The following is a 19409-nucleotide window of genomic DNA, read 5'->3' as shown; positions in this document are numbered from 1 at the left end:
ATACATTTGCTTTTCTAAAAAAATAACATTTAATGAAAAATTTTAAATTTAAATCTACATTTATTGCATTATCGACAGTTGGACTTGCGTTTTTTTTAATTTCATGGGGCGTTATCGGTCATGAACGCATCAACCGAGCAGCTGTAATGGCATTGCCTAAACCACTACAGACTTTCTTTTACAATCATATTGATTTTATTACTCAGGAATCAACAGTTCCAGATTTAAGACGTAATGTTTTGAATGATAAAATGGAACCACCACGTCATTATTTTGATATGGAAAACTTTGGTGATGTGGCTGCTTTTCCTAAAACAATGGAAGAAGCTAAAGCAAAATATGACGAAAAGTTTTTAACCAAAAATGGTATCTTACCTTGGCATATTCAAGATTTGATGGTCAAATTAACAAAGGCTTTCAAAGAAAAGAGAAAAAACGAAATCCTTTTTATTGCAGGTGATTTAGGGCATTACATAGCAGATGGTCACATGCCTTTGCATACATCTGACAATCATGACGGTCAAAATACAAACCAAAAAGGAATTCACTCTTTGTGGGAAAGTCGTTTGCCAGAGTTGTTTGCTAAGGATTATAAGTTCAACGTTCCACAAGGCGTGTATTTAGAAAATGTGGAGAAAGCAACTTGGGATTTGATTTTTGATACGCACAGTTTAGTAGAGCCGTTATTAGCGATTGATAAAAAACTACGAACAGCCACACCCGAAAACAAAATTTTTGTCACTGATGCTGCTGGTGAAATAGTAAAAAATAAATACGGAGGAACCCTCTATTCCGATGAATATGCTAAACAATTGCATGCTGATATGAACGGAATGGTTGAAAAGCAAATGCGAAAAGCCATCACCGTTACGGCAAGTTTTTGGTACACGGCTTGGGTTAATGCTGGTAAACCAGATTTGAGCAATTTAGATACTCCAGAATTGACTAAAAGAAACAGTAAATTGCTAAAAAAAGACGTGAAGACGTACTTAAAAGGGAATCTTTTTGGTTTAACAAGTGATAAAGAATAAGCTATATTAATTTAAAAAAAAGCGGGTGATACTTAAGGTTCATCCGCTTTTTTATGCTAATTTATTTTTTGGTATTTTTTATTCTTTAGTATATCTGATGCCGATTGGTAATAGGAAATTGTTTCTTTAACAAGATCGGTTCTCTCTTTCTTTATTGGAAGTTGGTCGTAATAAATTTGAAAAATTGGCGCTACTTTTTGGTCTGTTTTTAAATGCAACTCAAATTGTTTAACCTTCTGTTTTGGAGAAATAATGGTTAGAACGTTATCCTTAATTAGGCCTAAATCTTGATACGTTGCAATCAAAGCTCTTGGTTTATAGTCTGCTTTTAGTATGTCTTGTCCATAAAATTTACTTTGGTAATCAAAATTGAGAAGACCAAAAACGGTAGGCATAACATCTATTTGTGACATTAGGTTAGTGTATTGAGTTGGTGCAATAAAACCAGGACTGTAAATCATAGCTGGAATACGGTATTTATCAACCGGTAATTCTGTTTTTCCTGCACTTGATGCACAATGATCAGCTACAATCACAAAAACGGTGTTGCTAAACCATGGCTGTTTTTGTGCCATTGCAAAAAATTTGCGCATAGCATAATCCGTATACTTCACGCCGCCATCACGAGATTTAGCATCGCCAGGAATGTCAATTTTACCATTCGGATACGTAAATGGCCTGTGATTGCTAACAGTCATGATGTGATTGAAAAACGGTTTCCCTGTTTTTGCTTCCTGATTCATTATTTTAATAGCCTTGTGATACATATCTTCGTCACAAACACCCCAAATATTGGCAAAAGTGATTTCCTTAGGTTCAAATGTTTTTTTATCTACAATATCATAGCCATTGCCTGTGAAAAAATCCTCCATATTATCAAAAAAAGCATCACCTCCATACATGAATTTAACTGCATATCCCTTTTGCTTGAAAATGCTCCCTGTTGAAAATTTATTTTTATTGTCTTCGCGCTTCACAACACTTTCGCCTGCAGTAGGAGGAAAGCATAGGGTTACGGCTTCAAGGCCTCTTACGGTTCTATTTCCAGCCGCATAAAGATTGGTGAAAAACAAACTTTTTGTCGCCAAACTATCTAAAAAGGGAGTAATACCATTTTCGTTACCATACATTTTCATAAATTCAGCACTGTAACTTTCAATCGTGATTAAAACAACATTTTTATGTTGTTCAGCAGCTACATTTTGAATGTCTCGTAAAGAGCTATTGTCTGTAATATTTGGAATTTGTTGCTTTAGCTGAGAAAATGCTTCTTGAGTTGGTATCGTTTTATAAAATTTGAAGTAATCCAATTCGCTATGTACGAAAGCAAAATAAAATTTATAAATGCCGTTGGCTTGTAGCTCATTCGCAAATACATTTCTTGAATTTTCTTTCGTCGATAAATAAGGCAAAGCAAGCAATGCAACACCAAAAAGGAAGAGATAGAATCCTGATATTTTAATTTTTTGTGCAAAAGTGGGAATGTTTTTTATATAACTTTTTGTTTTCTGGACAATGAAATAAGTAATGATACCTGCTAATGCAAACAAAGCTGAAAACAATGGAATAATGGGATAAGATTCCATTATGTTTCCTATTACTTCATTAGTATAAATTAAATAATTGACTGCAATAAAATTGTAGCGAACACCAAATTCATTCCAAAAGAAATATTCACTGATACCATTTTGCAAAATCAACAGAACATATAGTAAAATAACAAAAGAGAACAACCAAAACCGAATAGTATTGCGATATTTCGGTAGAAAAAGTAAAAGGCCAAAAAGGAGCGTTTTGATAGAAAGAAAACCAATTGCAATTTTTGGTAACGCGCTACCATATTCGTTCAAAATAGTATTTCCAAAAGCTACGTAACAAAGTAGCGCCACAAAGAATCCCAAAATTACATATCCGTATGGGGAATAGTATTTCGCATTTGATATAAATATAAGGTAAAGCCATAAAAATAAACTTAAGGGCACAAAAATTAATGCATCCGATAGAAATCCTAAAATGAATATTGAGAAAGTTTCAATAACAGTAAAGGAGCTTTGAGTAATAGGATGAAAAAATAATATCAACCGGACCATAAAGCTAATACTTACAAAAAACAATACTAAATAGTTGAAAGGTGACGTTATCTTAAAAAGCTTCATATTTTATTTTTATCGTAAAAGTAACTGTTATTAAGATAGTGTTATTTTAAGATTTGCTTAATGTTAGCAATAAGATTAATATTAACTTAAGAATGTCTGTTGGACAAATTAGTAACCAATAAATTAAATAATTTTACAAAGAATTCAAATTCAAGTTCAAATGAAAAAATACAGTATTTTTTTATTCCTTATGATAGGAACAATAGGTTTTTCGCAAAGCTGGAAAACATCTTTTACAGAAGCAAAAGCTCAAGCAGCCGCTGAAAATAAAAACATACTTTTAGTTTTCTCAGGATCGGATTGGTGTGCTCCTTGTATAAAATTAGACAAAACCATTTGGCAATCGGAAGAGTTTAAAAGAGAATCTGCTCAAAAATGGGTGATTTACAAAGCTGATTTTCCAAAGAAAAAAGCCAATTTATTACCAGCAGAGTTAACGGAAAGCAATAAAAAGTTAGCTGATCAATACAACAAAGCAGGGAATTTTCCGCTAGTACTTTTATTAAATCCTGCAGGTTCAGTATTAGGAATTAGTGGTTATAAGAACGTGAGTCCACAAGAGTATATTCAATTGATTCATTCTTTCGAACAAAAATGAAAAAAATAGTCTTCTTAATAGTAGTTATTTGTAGTCTTTCGGCACAGTCACAAATCATTCACAAACGCAAGTTGTTTATGTTAGGGAGCCCATTTGAGGTTACTGCTGTTGCAAAAGATACTATTGCCGCAAACGTTTACATAGATTTGGCTATAGCCGAGTCAAAACGAATTGAGAATTTAATCTCAGATTGGATTCCCACCACCCAAATTTCTCAAGTCAATAAGAATGCGGGCATAAAACCCGTTAAAGTCGATGCTGAAGTTTTTGAATTGGTCGAAAGAGCTATAAAAATTTCGAAGTTAACTAATGGAGCTTTTGATATTTCCTATGCCTCTATGGATAAAATCTGGAAGTTTGATGGGTCGATGAAAGTAATGCCAACAGAAGAAGCAATCAAACAATCAGTATCGAAAATTGGGTATCAAAACATCATATTAAACCCTAAGGAGCAGACTATTTTTCTGAAATTTGAAGGAATGAAATTGGGTTTAGGAGGAATAGGACAAGGATACATTGCCGACAAAATAAAAAGTTTATTATTTTCTAAAGGATGTTTGTCAGGAATTATAAATGTTTCGGGAGATATTAATGCATGGGGAAAGCAACCTGACGGGAAACCATGGACCGTAGGAATTGTAAACCCCGTAAATAAAAATAAAATTTTCGCTACTTTTCCACTTACCGATAGCGCAGTTGAAACGTCCGGAAGTTATGAGAAATTTGTTGTTTTTAATGGTAAAAGATATTCACACATTATCGATCCAAGAACGGGTTATCCTGCCACTGGAATTGTTAGTGTTTCTGTCTTTGCAAAACAAACAGAAATTGCAGATGCCTTAGCTACAGGAATTTTTGTTTTGGGAGTAGATGTAGGTTTGGATTTAGTCAATCAAATCAAAGGAATAGAATGCATTATTGTAGATGATAAAGGTAAAATTCATTCATCAAAAGGAATAGATGCAAAAAATACAATCAATTAAAAAGTAGTTCAATGATAAAGAAATTAGGATTAATACTCGTAGGCTTGTTTGTTTTGCAATCTTGTAGTGCTGTAAAGGAATATGAAAAAGAAAAAATTAACGATCCTGATATGAAACTATCAGCGAGAATGGCAGAGCGTTACGAAACTTCTTTTCAAATCTACCGGGAAGCTTCAGCTGGAGCCAATGGCGGTAAATCAGGTGGTGGTTGTGGTTGCAATTAAAATTGCAAATATTTTACTTTAATATCAATTCAATTAAAAATGAAGATAAAAATTGTAGCACTTTTGCTAATTGGAACGGCAACTGCATTTGCACAAGATACAACCAAGGAACCAGTATTTAAAAAACGCGTATTAGAAACTACCGAAGTTGATTTTTTGGCAAGTTACTATGCCCAAGATGGTTCAAGATCTGCTGTTTCTGGTGGGCTGGGTTCTGAAAAACTTTCTGATGTAGCTTCAAATATTATAGTGGCAATGCCATTAAACGATGACGATGTTTTGACTATTGATTTGGGTATTTCGGCTTATTCGTCAGCGTCTTCTAGTAATATCAATCCGTACGATACTGCAAACGGCACGCCTTGGCAAGCTTCCTCAGGTGCGTCACAAAGTGATCAACTTACATCTGTCGTAGCTAATTACAGCCATAGTAGTGACTCACGAGATGTTATTTGGAACGGAGATGTGTCTTTTTCTAATGAGTATGATTACACTTCTATTGGAGTAGGTGGTGGAGTAGCACGTTTGTTCAATGAAAAAAATACAGAACTTAGCGTAAAAGTGAATGCCTATTTGGACCAATGGAGACCTATTTACCCAAAAGAATTATCTGATTTTGATGGTAATGGAAATGGTTTTTTAAACCAAGGTATTTTTAATGGAAGAACTATTTGGAATCAAAACGGACAAGCATCGACGGCTTATTTACCAAGTGCCTTTAAGCCAGTTACGGCAGTTAATAGAAATTCATTTTCGGCTTCATTTGGATTTTCACAGGTTTTAACCAAGAAATTACAAGTTTCGTTTTTCTTTGATGTGTTGCAACAACAAGGACTTTTATCCTCACCGTATCATAGAATGTATTTTGCTGATAAAGCGAACTTTTATGTAGGGCAGCCGCAATTTATTGCTAATTATACCAATGAAAACAATAAAGGAGCGTATCAATTAGCCGATGATATAGAGCGATTGCCTGATACTCGTTTTAAACTTCCAGTTGGAGCACGATTGAATTATTATGTAAATGAACGTGTTGCTTTGCGAACCTATTACCGTTATTATTCAGATAATTGGGACATTCAATCTCATACCGCGAGTATTGAAGTTCCAGTAAAACTGACGGAGAAGTTTACGGTATTCCCAATGTACAGGTACTATACACAAACTCAGTCTAAGTATTATGCTCCTTACGAAACCCATTTGTCAACTGAAAAATTTTATACCTCAGATGCTGATTTAGCTACTTTTGATGCCAATCAATATGGTTTTGGAGTGAATTATACAGATATTTTTACAACTGCAAAAGTTTGGAAATTTGGACTAAAAAATATTGATTTTAGATTCAATCATTATAAACGAAGTGATAATCTAACAGCTGATATTGCAACCGTTGCATTTAAATTTATAATGCAATAAAGCTTAATTTTACAAAAAAAAGAAACATGCACTTATTAATTGTTGAGGATGAGGCAGGAATTGTTCAGTTTTTGCAACAAGGATTAGAAGAGGAAGGGTATACTGTTAGCAGCGCTGCTGATGGGAGTCTTGCATTTGAGAAAATCCAAAAGCAAAATTTTGACCTTATTTTATTAGATTGGATGCTGCCCAAAATGACAGGTTTAGAGCTGTGCAAAGCCATTCGGTTAAAAAACAATACTACACCTATTATTTTTTTGACAGCTAGAGATACTGTTCAAGAAACCATTGAAGGTTTGAAAGCAGGAGCCAATGATTATATTAAAAAACCATTTAGTTTTGACGAATTATTAGAACGAATTAAGATCCATTTTAGGAATCAAGGTGAAGTTTTAAAACTTACTTTGGGAAGTATAACAATTGACTTAGCGCAGCATAGGGTTTTAGTAAACGATGCGGAGGTTGCCTTTACACAACGTGAATTTGAGCTTTTGACTTACTTAATTAAAAATAAAGGTAAAGTATGTACAAGAAGCCAAATTATTGAGGATGTTTGGGACATTCATTTTGAATATGATACTGGTGTTATTGATGTTTTCATGAATGCTATTCGTAAAAAATTGAATTTAAAAAATGAACAAGACAATATAAAAACTGTCCGAGGAGTAGGCTATATTGCTAATGATTAAATAAAAATGCAACAACTTTCATTTAAAAATAGAATTGCTTTCAATTATATTGTCACCACTGCTTTATTGATTTTTGTGGTGTTTTGTATAATATATTCTATTGTAAGATTTAGTGTGTACAGTCATGTCAATACTGATATTAATAGCGAAGCGGACAAACATATAAGTGAAATTGAAATCGTTGGTAATTCATTTCATTTGATTCACAAAGAGGAGTGGAAGGAGCGCGAACACAATACACTTGATGTGAATCCCGTTTTTATTCAATTTATAGATCAAAATGGAAAATTAATAGAAAAATCACCGAATCTTAAAAAAATTACTTTGTCTTTTAATTCAAAGTATGGTGCAAATGTACTTTTTGACACCACTTTAGCCAATAGTGCCATCAGGCAAATACAAGTTCCTATTTACAATAAATCTAAAATTATTGGATATTTAATCGTTGCTATGTCTCTTGAGGATTCAACAATGGTACTCGAAAATATATCTGAAGTATTGATTATTACTTATCCCATAATTTTAATTGTACTTTTTTTTCTAGCTCGTTTTATTGCTGGTCGATTTATAAAGCCCATCAGTTCTATTATAACAACCTCCAATGATATAACAAAAGACAATCTATCATCGCGTATATCGCTACCTCCACAGCAGGATGAATTGTATGTTTTATCACAAACAATCAATAATTTGTTGGACCGCATTGAAACCGCTGTAGAACGAGAAAAACAATTCACTTCTGATGCATCGCACGAACTCAGAACACCGTTAACTGTGATTAAAGGAACACTTGAAGTGTTGATAAGAAAACCTAGAGAGCATGCTGAATATACTGAGAAAATAAACTTTTGTGTTAATGAAGTAAACCGCTTGAATAATTTAGTAGATCAATTGTTATTGCTGGCACGATTTGAAAATCAAAAGCAGACGATAAAAACAGAAAAAGTATACTTAAATGCCTTATTTTTAGATACTATTTCTCGATTTTCATCGATCATTCAAAGCAAGAAAATCAATGTTAGCACCAATTTTGCTGCTGAATATTACACAGAAACAGATGGGTATTTGTTTTCGATAGTAATAAACAATTTAATATCGAATGCTTTAAAATATTCGCATCAATACGGAAACCTATTAATTGTGTTGAAAGAAATTGATTCAAAAATAGAATGTCATATTAGTGATACAGGAATAGGAATTCCTGCCGAAGATGTTGATAAAATTTTTAATCAATTTTACAGATCTCAATCCAGTAGTCATCCCGAAATTAAAGGGACTGGTTTAGGACTTTCTATTGTAAAAAGACTATGTACTTTACTCAACATTGATATTGCAATTAGCAGTCAAGAAAACAAAGGAACCACAATTATTTTAAGATTATTTGAAGCATAACTTAAGTAGTTCTTAAGGAAATTGTTATCTTTCAACCTTACTTTTGGGGTATAAAAAAGATTAAAATGCTTGAAAAAATAATTGCTTTCAGTTTAAAAAACAAACTCATTGTTTTACTATTCACACTCGGAATTTTTGGATTTGGTCTCTTTTCTGTTTTCCAAATTTCAATCGGTGCTGTTCCAGATGTGACCAATAACCAAGTACAGGTAATTACAACTTCACGTAACCTTTCTACACAAGACATTGAACAATTTATCACTTATCCGGTTGAAATTGAAATGGCTAATTTGCCTGGAGTAAAGGAAATTCGATCGATTTCGAAATTTGGTTTATCTGTTGTTACCATTGTTTTTGATGAAAATCTAGGAACGTATCTTCCAAGACAACTTATCGCAGAGAAAATTAAAACAGCCTCCGAAAAAATTCCGCAAGGTTTTGGAACACCAGAAATGGGTCCAATTACTACAGGACTTGGCGAAATCTACCAATACACTTTAGAAGTAAAACCAGAATTCAAAGACAGTTATTCGGTAACTGATTTGCGCACCATACAGGATTGGGTGGTAAAACGTCAGTTATCAGGAATCAAAGGGGTGGTAGAAATCAATACTTGGGGTGGATTTTTAAAACAATATGAAATTGCTATTAGTCCGTCAAGCCTAAAAGCTATGAATATTTCGACCGCTGATGTTTTCACCGCTCTCGAAAAAAACAACAGTATTGCTGGTGGTGCCTACATCGAAAAAGTGAATCAAAGTTATTTTATTAGAGGTGAAGGAAAAGTAAATTCACTGGAAGATATTGGCAATATTGTGGTAACAAATGTTAATGGGTTGCCCGTTTACATCAAGAATGTAGCGCAAATTAGTTACGGTCATGCCAACCGTTTTGGTGCCATCACTGGCAATGGCGAAGGTGAAAAAGTTTTGGGACAAGTAATGATGCTCAAAGGCGGAAACTCTAAACAAGTTATTGATGATGTTAAGAACAGAGTTGCCGAAATCCAAAAATCACTGCCTGAAGGGGTTTACATAAACGGATTTTTAGAACGAAGTGAATTAGTAGGAAAAACAACTTTTACCGTTGCCGAAAACTTGATTTTAGGATGCTTAATCGTTATTTTTGTTGTGGTGCTATTGCTAGGAAACTGGCGTTCTGGCTTGGTAGTGTCCTCTGTAATTCCGTTGTGTTTGTTGTTTGCCATTTCGTTCATGAATATATTTGGTATCGATGCCAATTTAATGAGTTTGGGTGCAATAGATTTTGGAATTATCATCGATGGTGCTGTAATTATTGTCGAATTTATTGCCTTTCAAATAGCTAGTAAATCAGCTCATTTAGTTAATCTTAGCAGGGAAGATCGACAGCTAGAGATTGATCAAATCACCTATAAAAGCGCTTCTAAAATGATGAATTCGGCTATTTTTGGCCAATTGATTATTCTAATTGTTTTTATTCCAATTTTATCCTTATCCGGAATCGAAGGTAAAATGTTCAAACCAATGGCATTAACCTTTAGTTTTGCATTATTGGGTGCTATGATTTTTTGTTTTACTTACGTTCCTGTCGTTTCTTCTTTGTTTTTGAAACCAAAAGAGGAAAATCCAAACTCCTTATCCAGCAGGTTAATCCGTAAGTTGAACTCATGGTATTTGCCTATTATTACTTGGGCTATAGCCAATACCAAAAAGGTTTTATATGGTGCTCTTGGTTTATTATTGCTGGCTGCAGGCTTATTTGCAACCATGGGAGGAGAATTTATTCCAACATTAGACGAAGGGGATTTTGTAATTCAGCCCGTTTTAAAAACAGGAACTTCATTGACTAAGACGATTGCAATAACTACAAAAATTGAAAAAATAATCCTTAAAAACTTTCCAGAAGTTACTCAGGTTGTGAGTAGAATTGGTGCTGCTGAAGTGCCTACAGATCCCATGTCTATGGAAGAAAGCGATGTCATTGTGAAATTAAAACCCAAATCAGAATGGACTTCGGCTGCTACCAAAGATGAATTGGCAGATAAAATAAAAGAAGCTTTAGAAAATCAAATTCCAAATATGGAAATCGAATTTACGCAGCCGATTGAAATGCGTTTCAACGAATTAATTTCGGGAACGCGTTCTGATGTTGCTGTTAAAGTTTTTGGCGAAGACCTAACTATTTTGGCTGAAAAGGCTGAGGAAATTAAAAATGCAATTGCAAAAGTAGAAGGTGCTTCGGATATTATCATCGAAAAAACGGAAGGTTTACCGCAAATGTCCGTCGTTTATGATCGTTCTAAAATTGCCCGTTATGGGTTGAATATTGCCGATTTGAACGAAATGATTGCGCTTGGCTTTGCCGGAAAAACCGTTGGAACTGTTTTTGAAGGCGAAAAACGTTTTGATATGGTTGTGCGTTTGGATCAAACAAACCGACGAGATATTGAGGATTTACGTAATTTATACGTTCCAACTCCAAACGGCGAACAAATTCCCTTGCGCGAGTTGGCTTCTATTGAATATACTGAAGGTCCTGCGAAAATTTCTAGAGATAATACCAATAGAAGAATTGTAGTGGGAATCAACGTTCGGAATCGTGATTTACAGAGTGTAGTTACCGATATTCAGCAAATTGTTGAAAACAAAATCAAATTACCAGCAGGTTATTACGTAAAATACGGCGGGCAATTTGAGAATTTACAAAGTGCCAAAGCCCGATTGATGATAGCAGTTCCTATCGCTTTATTTTTGATTTTTATCCTTTTGTATTTTGCATTTGGATCCGTGAAAGAGGCGTTAATGGTCTATTCAGCAATTCCGTTGTCAGCAGTGGGTGGAGTCTTGTTTTTATGGATACGCGATCTCCCGTTCAGTATTTCAGCAGGCGTTGGTTTTATTGCACTTTTCGGGATCGCAGTATTAAACGGAATTGTACTAATCGAACATTTTAAAGAACTCAAACATCAAGGAATGAAAGATATCGATGCATTAATTTTAAAAGGAACTACCGATAGATTACGTCCGGTTTTATTAACCGCTTCTGCTGCAGCATTAGGATTTTTACCTATGGCAATTTCATCTTCTGCAGGAGCCGAAGTGCAGCGGCCCTTAGCAACGGTTGTCATTGGCGGTTTGTTTACGGCAACTATTTTAACGATGATTGTATTGCCTATTTTATACAAAGTTTTTGAGAATCAGTCTTTCAAAAAAGCGAAACTAAAGAAAACTCAAAATGCAACTTTTGTCATTATGTTACTGCTGAGTTCTTCATTTGCTTTTTCACAAAATACTAATCCAGAATTGGATAGTTTGATATTTAAAGCAATGCAAAATAACAAAGGCATAAAAGCAGCTCAATTGCAAGTGGACAAGACTAAAGCCAATATCAAAACGGCCAATACTTTTGATAAAACTAATATTTATTACAGCTACGATCAAAATAATTTAGCGCTGAATAATCAGCCATTGCGTGTTTTTGGTGTGCAACAACGATTTGCTTTCCCAACGGTTTATGGGGCGCAGAAAAAAGTTTTTTCTTCTGAATTCGAAAAGGAGAAAGCCAATTTTGAAATTCAAAAAAACAAACTTTCTTTGGCTGTAGCCAAATCCCATCAGCACATTGTTTATTTGCAACATCAAGAAAAACTGTATCAGTATTTAGATAGTTTGTACCAAAATTTCTCGAAAGCCAGCGACAGACGTTTTGAATTAGGAGAAACAAATTATCTGGAAAAAATTACGGCTCAAGCCAAGTTCAGACAAATAAGAACCAAGCTTTCGCAGATTGAAAATGATAAAAAAGCACAGTACGAACTGTTGCAATCCTTACTTCAAACCGATGAAACCATAATTGTAAAAAACAATAAAATTTTACCCCTAGCATCTTCTATGGATGAAACTAGTAAAACACTATATTCTACTTATTTAGAAAGTATTACATCTAATTACAAAAGCCAAATTATGTTGCAAAAACAACATTGGCTACCGGATATTAACCTGGATTATTTTCAAGGAAAGAATAACGGATTATCGCAGTCGTTGTATGGTTTTCAAGTTGGAGTTGCTGTACCCATTTTATTCTCAGGACAAGTAGCAAAAAGTAAAGTAGTACAACTTGAATTGCAAAGTTGGGAACAACAAAAGCAAAATGAAGCCACAAAAATAGAGAAGTACATCACTCAAAAAAAGAATGAATTAGCAAAACATCAGGAGGCAATAAACTACTACAATCAATACGGAAAAAAATTATCGGATGAGATTATAAAGGTGGGAAATAACAGCTACAAACATGGTGAGATTGATTTTTTCCAATACATACAAAGTTTAGAAAATGCCACAACCATTCAAGTGGATTACTTAGATACTATTTTGCAATTCAACCAAATCCAATTAGATATACAATACCTCAATTTTTAATATTTTACCAATGAAAAACGCACTCTATATAATCACTATTTCACTTTTTTTATTTTCTTGCAAAGAAGCGAAAACGGAAGAATCAGAACCAAAAGATAATGGTTTAATCACAGTATCTGCAACCCAATTCAAAACCTCAGGAATGGAGATTGGGAGTCCAACAGAACAGGATTTTGATGTAACAGTAAAAGCATCTGGGAAAATTGATGTGCCGCCACAAAACCGAGCCAAAGTGAACACTTTTATGGGTGGTTATGTGAAATCGACAACGCTTTTGGTTGGAAATAGAGTCACAAAAGGACAAGCTTTATTGACTTTACAAAACACTGAATTTCTGGATATTCAAAAAGAGTATATGGAAGTAGCGGAGCAGCTAAATTTCTTGAAATCAGAATACGATCGCCAAAAAACCTTGTACGATGAGAAAATTACTTCGCAAAAAAATTACTTAAAATCTGAAAGCGACTATAAAAGAGCCAAAGCTATGCATCAAAGTTTAAGAGCCAAATTGGTGCTTTTGAACATTAATCCTAGAAATGTAGAAAGAGGAATTTTGACTTCAACAATTACTATTTTTTCTCCAATAACAGGCGATATTGTGATCATGAATGCCAATGTAGGCATGTATGTAGCGCCTTCGGATGTGATTTTAGAAATTGTAGATACGGATCACTTGCATTTAGAATTAGCTGTTTTTGAAAAAGATATTTTGAATGTGAAAATTGGACAAAAAATACATTTTAAAGTTTCCGAAGCATCCAAAGATGTTTTTAATGCCGAAGTACATTTGGTAGGAAAATCAATTGAAGGAAACGACAGAACGATTAATATTCATGGACATTTAGACGATGCCATAAAGCAAAAACTCTTAACAGGAATGTTTGTAGAGGCTGAAATAATTATCGATTCTAAAAAAGGATTAGCGATTCCTGCTGAAGCATTGGTGACAGAAAACAATAAAAATTTCGTACTTTTAGTCAAGAATGAAAAAAACGGATATTCGTTCCAGAAAGTAAGTGTTATAGTAGGATCGAAGTCTGAAAAGTTTGTCGAAATACTTCCAAATGCTGAAATATCTGCTTCTTCAAGGCTATTAACAAAAGGAGTTTTTGATTTGGTTAATTAATAAAAAATGAAATAATGGACTTGAATAAACTTAAAGATCAATTGCAAACAGAGGTTGATACCGCCTTTTTGTACGATAGTATTGCTGCCATTCAGTCTGATGAAAATCTTTCGAGAGTTTTACTAAGCTTAGGCGAAATCGAGAAAGGACATGCAAAACACATGTTAGATAAAGTTCGTACCATAGAACCCAATTTCAACATGCCTATGCCATCAGGTAGAGCCAAATTTCAATTGAAGTTGGGTAAAATTTTTGGATACAGTTCGATAATTAGCTCCTTATCTTCAATAGAAAAACAGTTTGCCGAAAATTCGGTTCGAAATAAAATTAAAACTGGTGAAAAACCAACCGGGTTTGAGCACAATCACCTAAATATCATTGAAGCTGTAAATAATAATGCTGCTCTAAATGTTTCTGGGGGGCTGCTGTCTAAATTTGAAAGCAGGCATAAATCCGTAGGAGGAAATGCCTTACGAGCGGCAGTTTTAGGTTCTAATGATGGATTGGTTTCTAATATGAGTTTGGTCATGGGAGTTGCCGGAGCAGCCGTTTCTAATGATACGATATTGTTAACCGGAATTGCAGGACTTTTGGCTGGTGCGATATCAATGGCGTTGGGCGAATGGCTTTCGGTACAAAGTTCCAGAGAATTAAACCAACGCCAAATTGATTTGGAAACCGAAGAATTAGAAGCTTCTCCCGAAGAAGAAAAAAAAGAATTGGTTTTATTGTATCAAGCCAAAGGGATGAATGCGGTCGAAGCACAAAAATTGGCTGACAAAGCTTTTGAAAATCCACAAACTGCGATTGATGCCATTATCACGGAGGAATTAGGAATTGACAAAGAAGAGTTAGGAGGATCAGCCTGGGAAGCAGCCACTGCGTCGTTTGTACTTTTTGCTATCGGAGCGATTATTCCATTATATCCTTTTATGTTTTTAGACGGAAAAAATGCTATTTTATTAAGTGTAGGAAGCAGTGTTATTGGTCTTTTTGGGATAGGAGCAGCTATCACTTTATTGACAGGAAAAAGCATTTTATTTTCGGGATTCAGGCAAGTGGCTTTCGGTTTGTTAGCTGCAGCAATCACTTATGGAATTGGCTCTTTGATAGGAGTTTCGTTAGCAGGATAACATTTTTTAAATTACATATTATTAACAAATACTAACTAAAACTATAAAATTATGAATGATGCACACTTACACCTAGTTGTAAACCACTTTCCTATTATTGGAACAATCCTTGGACTCGGAATTTTAATCGCTGGAATAGTGCTTAATAACAAATCCGTTCAAAATACAGCTTATGTATTATTTGTTATTTCAGCTGTTTTTGGCTTTTTTAGCATGTCTACCGGCGAAGGAGCAGAGGAAATGGTGGAAGATTTCGCTGGAATTGGAAAAGCAATTATTCATGAACACGAGGAAATGGCTGAAAAATTAGCAATTGTTTTGTATGCACTGGCAATTACATCATTGTTTGGTCTCTATTCTAATTTGAAAAACAAACCAAAAGCGAAGCTAGTTTCATATATTGCTACAGTAGTTGCAATCATTGCCGTGTTTTTTGCGCAGCAAACGGGTACAACAGGAGGTGAAGTTCGTCATACTGAAATTAGAACCGATAGTGCCGCTGTAGACAATAACATAGAGAAAATAACCCCTGCTATTGAGGAGGAAAAGGAATAAAAAAAGTATTTTAACAAAAAAACAATATTAAGTTAAAGTATTAATTGCTTTTTAATTAAAAAAGACTTTATCTTTGCAAAGAAAAATAAAACACATGTTTACAATACAATTACATCATCATCATTTTCATTATTGCTCTCAAGCGATGTGTTAATGATATGCATGTAAATCATCATATTTAAAAACCCGTTTGAGTACATCAAACGGGTTTTTTATTACCTCAAATTGTACTCAAACATTATCATTCTAAAAAAAAAAAAAACAAAAAAATGAGTACATTAAAAATTGCAATTCAAAAATCAGGTCGTTTAAACGAGGACAGCATTCAAATTCTAAAAGATGCTGGTATCTCCATTGATAACGGAATCGACCAATTAAAAGCCGAAGCCTCTAACTTTCCTCTTGAAGTTCTTTACTTAAGAAATTCAGATATTCCACAATATTTAATGGATGGCGTAGTAGATATCGCCATTGTTGGGGATAATTTATTGGTTGAAAAAGGCGGAAATATTGAAGTTATTCAAAAATTAGGGTTTTCAAAATGCAAAGTATCTGTTGCTGTGCCTAAATCTTTTCAATACAAATCTGTAAAAGATCTTGACGGAATGCGCATTGCTACATCGTATCCTAAAACGGTATTGGATTTCTTTAATTCTAAAGGTGTTACGGTTGACATTCACCAAATTTCAGGTTCGGTTGAAATTGCTCCAAACATTGGTCTTGCTGATGCTATTGTAGATATTGTATCCAGCGGAAGTACATTGTTTAAAAATAATTTAAAAGAAGTTGAAGTTATATTTAAAAGTGAAGCAGTTTTAGCTGTTTCTCCAAAAGTAAGTCCAGAATCTCAAAAAATTATCGACACGTTGAAATTCAGAATCGAGTCGGTTTTGAGAGCTAGAAAGTCAAAATACATTTTGATGAACGTTCCTAATGATAAGATTGAAGCAGTTGGTAAAATTTTACCGGTATTACGTAGTTTAACCGTTTTACCATTGGCACAAGAAGGTTGGAGCAGTGTACACTCGGTAATTGACAAAGATACTTTCTGGGATGTGATTGATCAGTTGAAAGAGGCTGGAGCCGAAGGAATTTTGGTATGCCCAATTGAGAAAATGGTACTATAACAATTTTGAATTATAAGTTATGAATTATGAGTTTAAGAACTGAATAATTCTATTTTTTAAATTTTGAATAAAATTAAAAATGAACAAAATATACAATCCAAAACCAGAAACGTGGTCCAGTATTTTAGAACGACCTACAAAAACGGTAGATGATATTGAGGCTACTGTAAAAGAAATTTTCAAAGAAGTACAGAAAAAAGAGGATGAGGCTGTCGCCAAATATACGTCGCTTTTTGATGGAGTTACAGTTGATACAATCGAAGTTTCAAAAACTGAAATTGATGCGGCTGTTGCGAGTGTTTCAGATGAATTAAAAGCAGCAATTGCTTTAGCTAAAGAAAATATAACCAAATTTCACACAGCTCAAAAAACAAACCGAGTAGCAGTAGAAACTATTGAAGGAGTAAGCTGCTGGCAAGAAAAACGACCTATTCAAAAAGTAGGTTTGTATATTCCGGGAGGAACAGCGCCCTTGTTTTCAACAGTGTTGATGCTTGCTGTTCCTGCTAAAATTGCAGGTTGTAAAGAAATTGTTTTATGCTCTCCACCTGATAAAAATGGGCAAATTAATCCTGCCATCTTATTTGCAGCACATTTGTGCGGAGTTACAAAAATTTTAAAAGTAGGAGGCATTCAGGCTATTGCAGGATTAACATTTGGTACAGAAACGATTCCTAAAGTATATAAAATCTTTGGGCCTGGAAATCAATTTGTAACCGTTGCAAAACAGTTGGCTACACAATTTGGCGTAGCAATCGATATGCCAGCAGGCCCCTCAGAATTATTGATTGTTGCCGATGACTCAGCGGTTCCGGCTTTCGTAGCATCTGATTTATTATCGCAAGCAGAACATGGAGCAGACAGTCAGGTTATTTTAGTTTCAACATCTAAAAAACTGATTGATGCCGTTGAAGATGAAATTCAGCTTCAAATAGAGCTATTACCACGTAAAGAGATTGCCGAAAAAGCAATCGCCAATTCCAAATTGATTTTTGTCGAGAATGATAAAATCGCTTTGGATTTAATAAACGAATACGGACCGGAGCACTTTATTGTATGCACTGCCAACGATGATTTTTACATTGACGAAATAGAAAATGCGGGTTCTATTTTTATAGGAAATTATACACCAGAGAGCGCAGGCGATTACGCATCGGGTACTAATCATACCTTACCTACAAACGGATATGCAAAAAACTATAGTGGTGTAAATCTAGATAGTTTTACAAAAGCAATGACGTTCCAAAAAATTTCTGAAAAAGGAATTCAAAATATAGGTAAAGCTATTGAAATCATGGCCGATGCCGAAGGTTTACAAGCTCACAAAAACGCAGTTACATTACGATTAAATGCAATAGAAAATGGAAAATAATTTTGATATAAATATTTTGATTCGGGAGAATGTAAAAAACATGAAACCGTATTCATCTGCTCGCGATGAGTTTGAAGACTTTGATACTGCCGAAATGATATTTTTGGATGCCAATGAAAATCCGTTTGAAAATGGAGTAAATAGATATCCAGATCCACAGCAAGCGAATGTAAAAGAGGTTTTGGCAAAGCAAAAAGTTGTCAAATCAAATCAGATTTTATTAGGAAACGGAAGCGATGAAGTACTTGATTTACTTTTTAGAGCTTTTTGTGAACCAAAAATAGACAACATAATTACATTGCCACCAACGTATGGAATGTATGGTGTTTTGGCCAATTTGAACGCAGTAGAAAATAGAGAAGTACTTTTAACCGAAGATTTTCAGCCAGAGATTGAAAAAATCATGGAAGCGGTTGACGCCAATACCAAAATGATATTTTTATGTTCGCCAAACAACCCAACGGGGAATTCGTTTTCTGACGAGAGTGTAGCGTATCTTTTGCAAAACTTTAAAGGGTTAGTGGTTATTGATGAAGCCTATATTGATTTTTCTAAAAAGGACAGTTGGATCAATGAATTAGATGAATATCCTAATTTGATCATTACGCAAACGCTTTCAAAAGCATATGGTTTAGCTGGAATTCGTTTAGGGATTTGTTATGCTTCTAGCGCGGTTACTACCATATTAAACCGCATAAAGCCTCCATACAATGTAAACGAATTGTCGCAAAATAGAGCGGTAGAAAGACTTGAAGATCAGCAAGTTATTTCTGCTGAAATTGAGTCAATTATAGCACAAAGAGAACTTTTAATTGAAGCTTTATCAGAAGTGAGTTATGTGGAAAAAATTTATCCTACAGAAGCCAATTTTGTTTTGGTTAAAGTGGATGATGCCAATAAAAGATATGCTGAATTAATTGCAAAAGGAATTGTAATTCGAAATAGAACTACACAAGCACTTTGTGAAAATACATTGCGTTTGACAGTAGGAACTGAAGAAGAAAATAAAAAATTAATAGTAGCTTTGAAAGCTATTGGAACCTAGTTAGGAACTTTGTTTCCGCGTGAGGGATAGTAGTGGAGCTCTTTGTAGTGCCGCGAAGCTGGGCAGTACAAAAGCGGGAACGAATAGCCCGACCCGACTTTTTTTGGAGGGTCACGCCCAAAACTTGAAATATTAAATTAAAATAACAGAACGCAACCGCAC

Annotated in this window: 15 protein-coding genes; 14 read left to right on the top strand and 1 reads right to left on the bottom strand. The window is 34.4% G+C overall.

The genetic code is table 11. The annotated features are described in order from the left end of the window. Nucleotides 1-32 precede the first annotated feature (32 nt). Nucleotides 33-1031 carry a zinc dependent phospholipase C family protein gene (locus tag IQ05_RS05615; protein ID WP_144890885.1) on the top strand — a complete coding sequence of 333 codons (999 nt, stop codon included), beginning with the start codon at nt 33-35 and terminating at the stop codon, nt 1029-1031. 56 nt (nt 1032-1087) lie between these two features. Here IQ05_RS05615 and IQ05_RS05610 read toward each other — a convergent pair whose 3' ends face one another. Further along, complete coding sequence (locus IQ05_RS05610) at nt 1088-3187, bottom strand: LTA synthase family protein (protein ID WP_144890883.1); 2100 nt, start codon at nt 3185-3187, stop codon at nt 1088-1090. A gap of 160 nt (nt 3188-3347) precedes the next feature. On the opposite strand from IQ05_RS05610, the gene IQ05_RS05605 reads away from it, so the two are divergent. The 13 genes from IQ05_RS05605 to hisC all read left to right on the top strand — a co-directional run bounded on the left by IQ05_RS05605 (nt 3348) and on the right by hisC (nt 19247). Further along, entirely contained in the window at nt 3348-3785 is a 438-nt protein-coding gene (locus IQ05_RS05605) for a thioredoxin family protein (RefSeq protein WP_144890881.1), read from the top strand. Continuing rightward, complete coding sequence (locus IQ05_RS05600; RefSeq protein ID WP_144890879.1) at nt 3782-4768, top strand: FAD:protein FMN transferase; 987 nt, start codon at nt 3782-3784, stop codon at nt 4766-4768. Before IQ05_RS05605 ends, IQ05_RS05600 begins: the two co-directional genes overlap by 4 nt. An 11-nt stretch (nt 4769-4779) precedes the next feature. After that, entirely contained in the window at nt 4780-4992 is a 213-nt protein-coding gene (locus IQ05_RS05595; RefSeq protein ID WP_144890877.1) for a DUF4266 domain-containing protein, read from the top strand. Nucleotides 4993-5031: 39 nt separating this feature from the next. Further along, complete coding sequence (locus tag IQ05_RS05590; protein WP_144890875.1) at nt 5032-6408, top strand: DUF3570 domain-containing protein; 1377 nt, start codon at nt 5032-5034, stop codon at nt 6406-6408. 26 nt (nt 6409-6434) lie between these two features. After that, nucleotides 6435-7097 carry a response regulator transcription factor gene (locus IQ05_RS05585; protein ID WP_144890873.1) on the top strand — a complete coding sequence of 221 codons (663 nt, stop codon included), beginning with the start codon at nt 6435-6437 and terminating at the stop codon, nt 7095-7097. 6 nt (nt 7098-7103) lie between these two features. Further along, nucleotides 7104-8489 (top strand): sensor histidine kinase, encoded by a 1386-nt coding sequence (locus IQ05_RS05580; protein WP_144890871.1) that lies wholly within the window; start codon nt 7104-7106, stop codon nt 8487-8489. 65 nt (nt 8490-8554) lie between these two features. Further along, a complete protein-coding gene (locus IQ05_RS05575; RefSeq protein ID WP_144890868.1) occupies nt 8555-12889 on the top strand; it encodes a CusA/CzcA family heavy metal efflux RND transporter in 4335 nt (1444 codons plus the stop codon). A 10-nt stretch (nt 12890-12899) separates the two neighbouring features. Continuing rightward, the gene (locus IQ05_RS05570) at nt 12900-14015 is read left to right on the top strand and encodes an efflux RND transporter periplasmic adaptor subunit (protein WP_144890866.1); all 1116 of its coding nucleotides are present in this window, start codon (nt 12900-12902) and stop codon (nt 14013-14015) included. 14 nt (nt 14016-14029) lie between these two features. Beyond that, nucleotides 14030-15148 carry a VIT1/CCC1 transporter family protein gene (locus IQ05_RS05565; RefSeq protein WP_144890864.1) on the top strand — a complete coding sequence of 373 codons (1119 nt, stop codon included), beginning with the start codon at nt 14030-14032 and terminating at the stop codon, nt 15146-15148. A 51-nt stretch (nt 15149-15199) separates the two neighbouring features. After that, entirely contained in the window at nt 15200-15703 is a 504-nt protein-coding gene (locus tag IQ05_RS05560) for a DUF2339 domain-containing protein (protein WP_144890862.1), read from the top strand. 269 nt (nt 15704-15972) lie between these two features. Continuing rightward, nucleotides 15973-16830 (top strand): ATP phosphoribosyltransferase, encoded by an 858-nt coding sequence (hisG, locus tag IQ05_RS05555; RefSeq protein WP_144890860.1) that lies wholly within the window; start codon nt 15973-15975, stop codon nt 16828-16830. Nucleotides 16831-16909: 79 nt separating this feature from the next. After that, entirely contained in the window at nt 16910-18202 is a 1293-nt protein-coding gene (gene hisD / locus IQ05_RS05550; RefSeq protein WP_144890858.1) for a histidinol dehydrogenase, read from the top strand. Beyond that, nucleotides 18192-19247: a histidinol-phosphate transaminase gene (hisC, locus tag IQ05_RS05545; protein ID WP_144890856.1), complete on the top strand. Its 1056-nt coding sequence runs from the start codon at nt 18192-18194 to the stop codon at nt 19245-19247. Before hisD ends, hisC begins: the two co-directional genes overlap by 11 nt. The last annotated feature ends 162 nt before the right edge of the window (nt 19248-19409 follow it).

It is taken from the genome of Flavobacterium tiangeerense (genome assembly GCF_007830355.1).
GTDB classification, from domain to species: Bacteria; Bacteroidota; Bacteroidia; order Flavobacteriales; family Flavobacteriaceae; genus Flavobacterium; species Flavobacterium tiangeerense.
The sequence above is the reverse complement of the archived record's forward strand: the minus strand, read 5'-3'. Positions and strand labels throughout refer to the sequence as shown.

Coding starts and splice junctions, on each gene's coding strand:
- IQ05_RS05615 (WP_144890885.1), top strand. CDS start 33: ATGAAAAATTTTAAATTTAAATCTACATTTATTGCATTATCGACAGTT.
- IQ05_RS05610 (WP_144890883.1), bottom strand. CDS start 3,187: ATGAAGCTTTTTAAGATAACGTCACCTTTCAACTATTTAGTATTGTTT.
- IQ05_RS05605 (WP_144890881.1), top strand. CDS start 3,348: ATGAAAAAATACAGTATTTTTTTATTCCTTATGATAGGAACAATAGGT.
- IQ05_RS05600 (WP_144890879.1), top strand. CDS start 3,782: ATGAAAAAAATAGTCTTCTTAATAGTAGTTATTTGTAGTCTTTCGGCA.
- IQ05_RS05595 (WP_144890877.1), top strand. CDS start 4,780: ATGATAAAGAAATTAGGATTAATACTCGTAGGCTTGTTTGTTTTGCAA.
- IQ05_RS05590 (WP_144890875.1), top strand. CDS start 5,032: ATGAAGATAAAAATTGTAGCACTTTTGCTAATTGGAACGGCAACTGCA.
- IQ05_RS05585 (WP_144890873.1), top strand. CDS start 6,435: ATGCACTTATTAATTGTTGAGGATGAGGCAGGAATTGTTCAGTTTTTG.
- IQ05_RS05580 (WP_144890871.1), top strand. CDS start 7,104: ATGCAACAACTTTCATTTAAAAATAGAATTGCTTTCAATTATATTGTC.
- IQ05_RS05575 (WP_144890868.1), top strand. CDS start 8,555: ATGCTTGAAAAAATAATTGCTTTCAGTTTAAAAAACAAACTCATTGTT.
- IQ05_RS05570 (WP_144890866.1), top strand. CDS start 12,900: ATGAAAAACGCACTCTATATAATCACTATTTCACTTTTTTTATTTTCT.
- IQ05_RS05565 (WP_144890864.1), top strand. CDS start 14,030: ATGGACTTGAATAAACTTAAAGATCAATTGCAAACAGAGGTTGATACC.
- IQ05_RS05560 (WP_144890862.1), top strand. CDS start 15,200: ATGAATGATGCACACTTACACCTAGTTGTAAACCACTTTCCTATTATT.
- hisG (WP_144890860.1), top strand. CDS start 15,973: ATGAGTACATTAAAAATTGCAATTCAAAAATCAGGTCGTTTAAACGAG.
- hisD (WP_144890858.1), top strand. CDS start 16,910: ATGAACAAAATATACAATCCAAAACCAGAAACGTGGTCCAGTATTTTA.
- hisC (WP_144890856.1), top strand. CDS start 18,192: ATGGAAAATAATTTTGATATAAATATTTTGATTCGGGAGAATGTAAAA.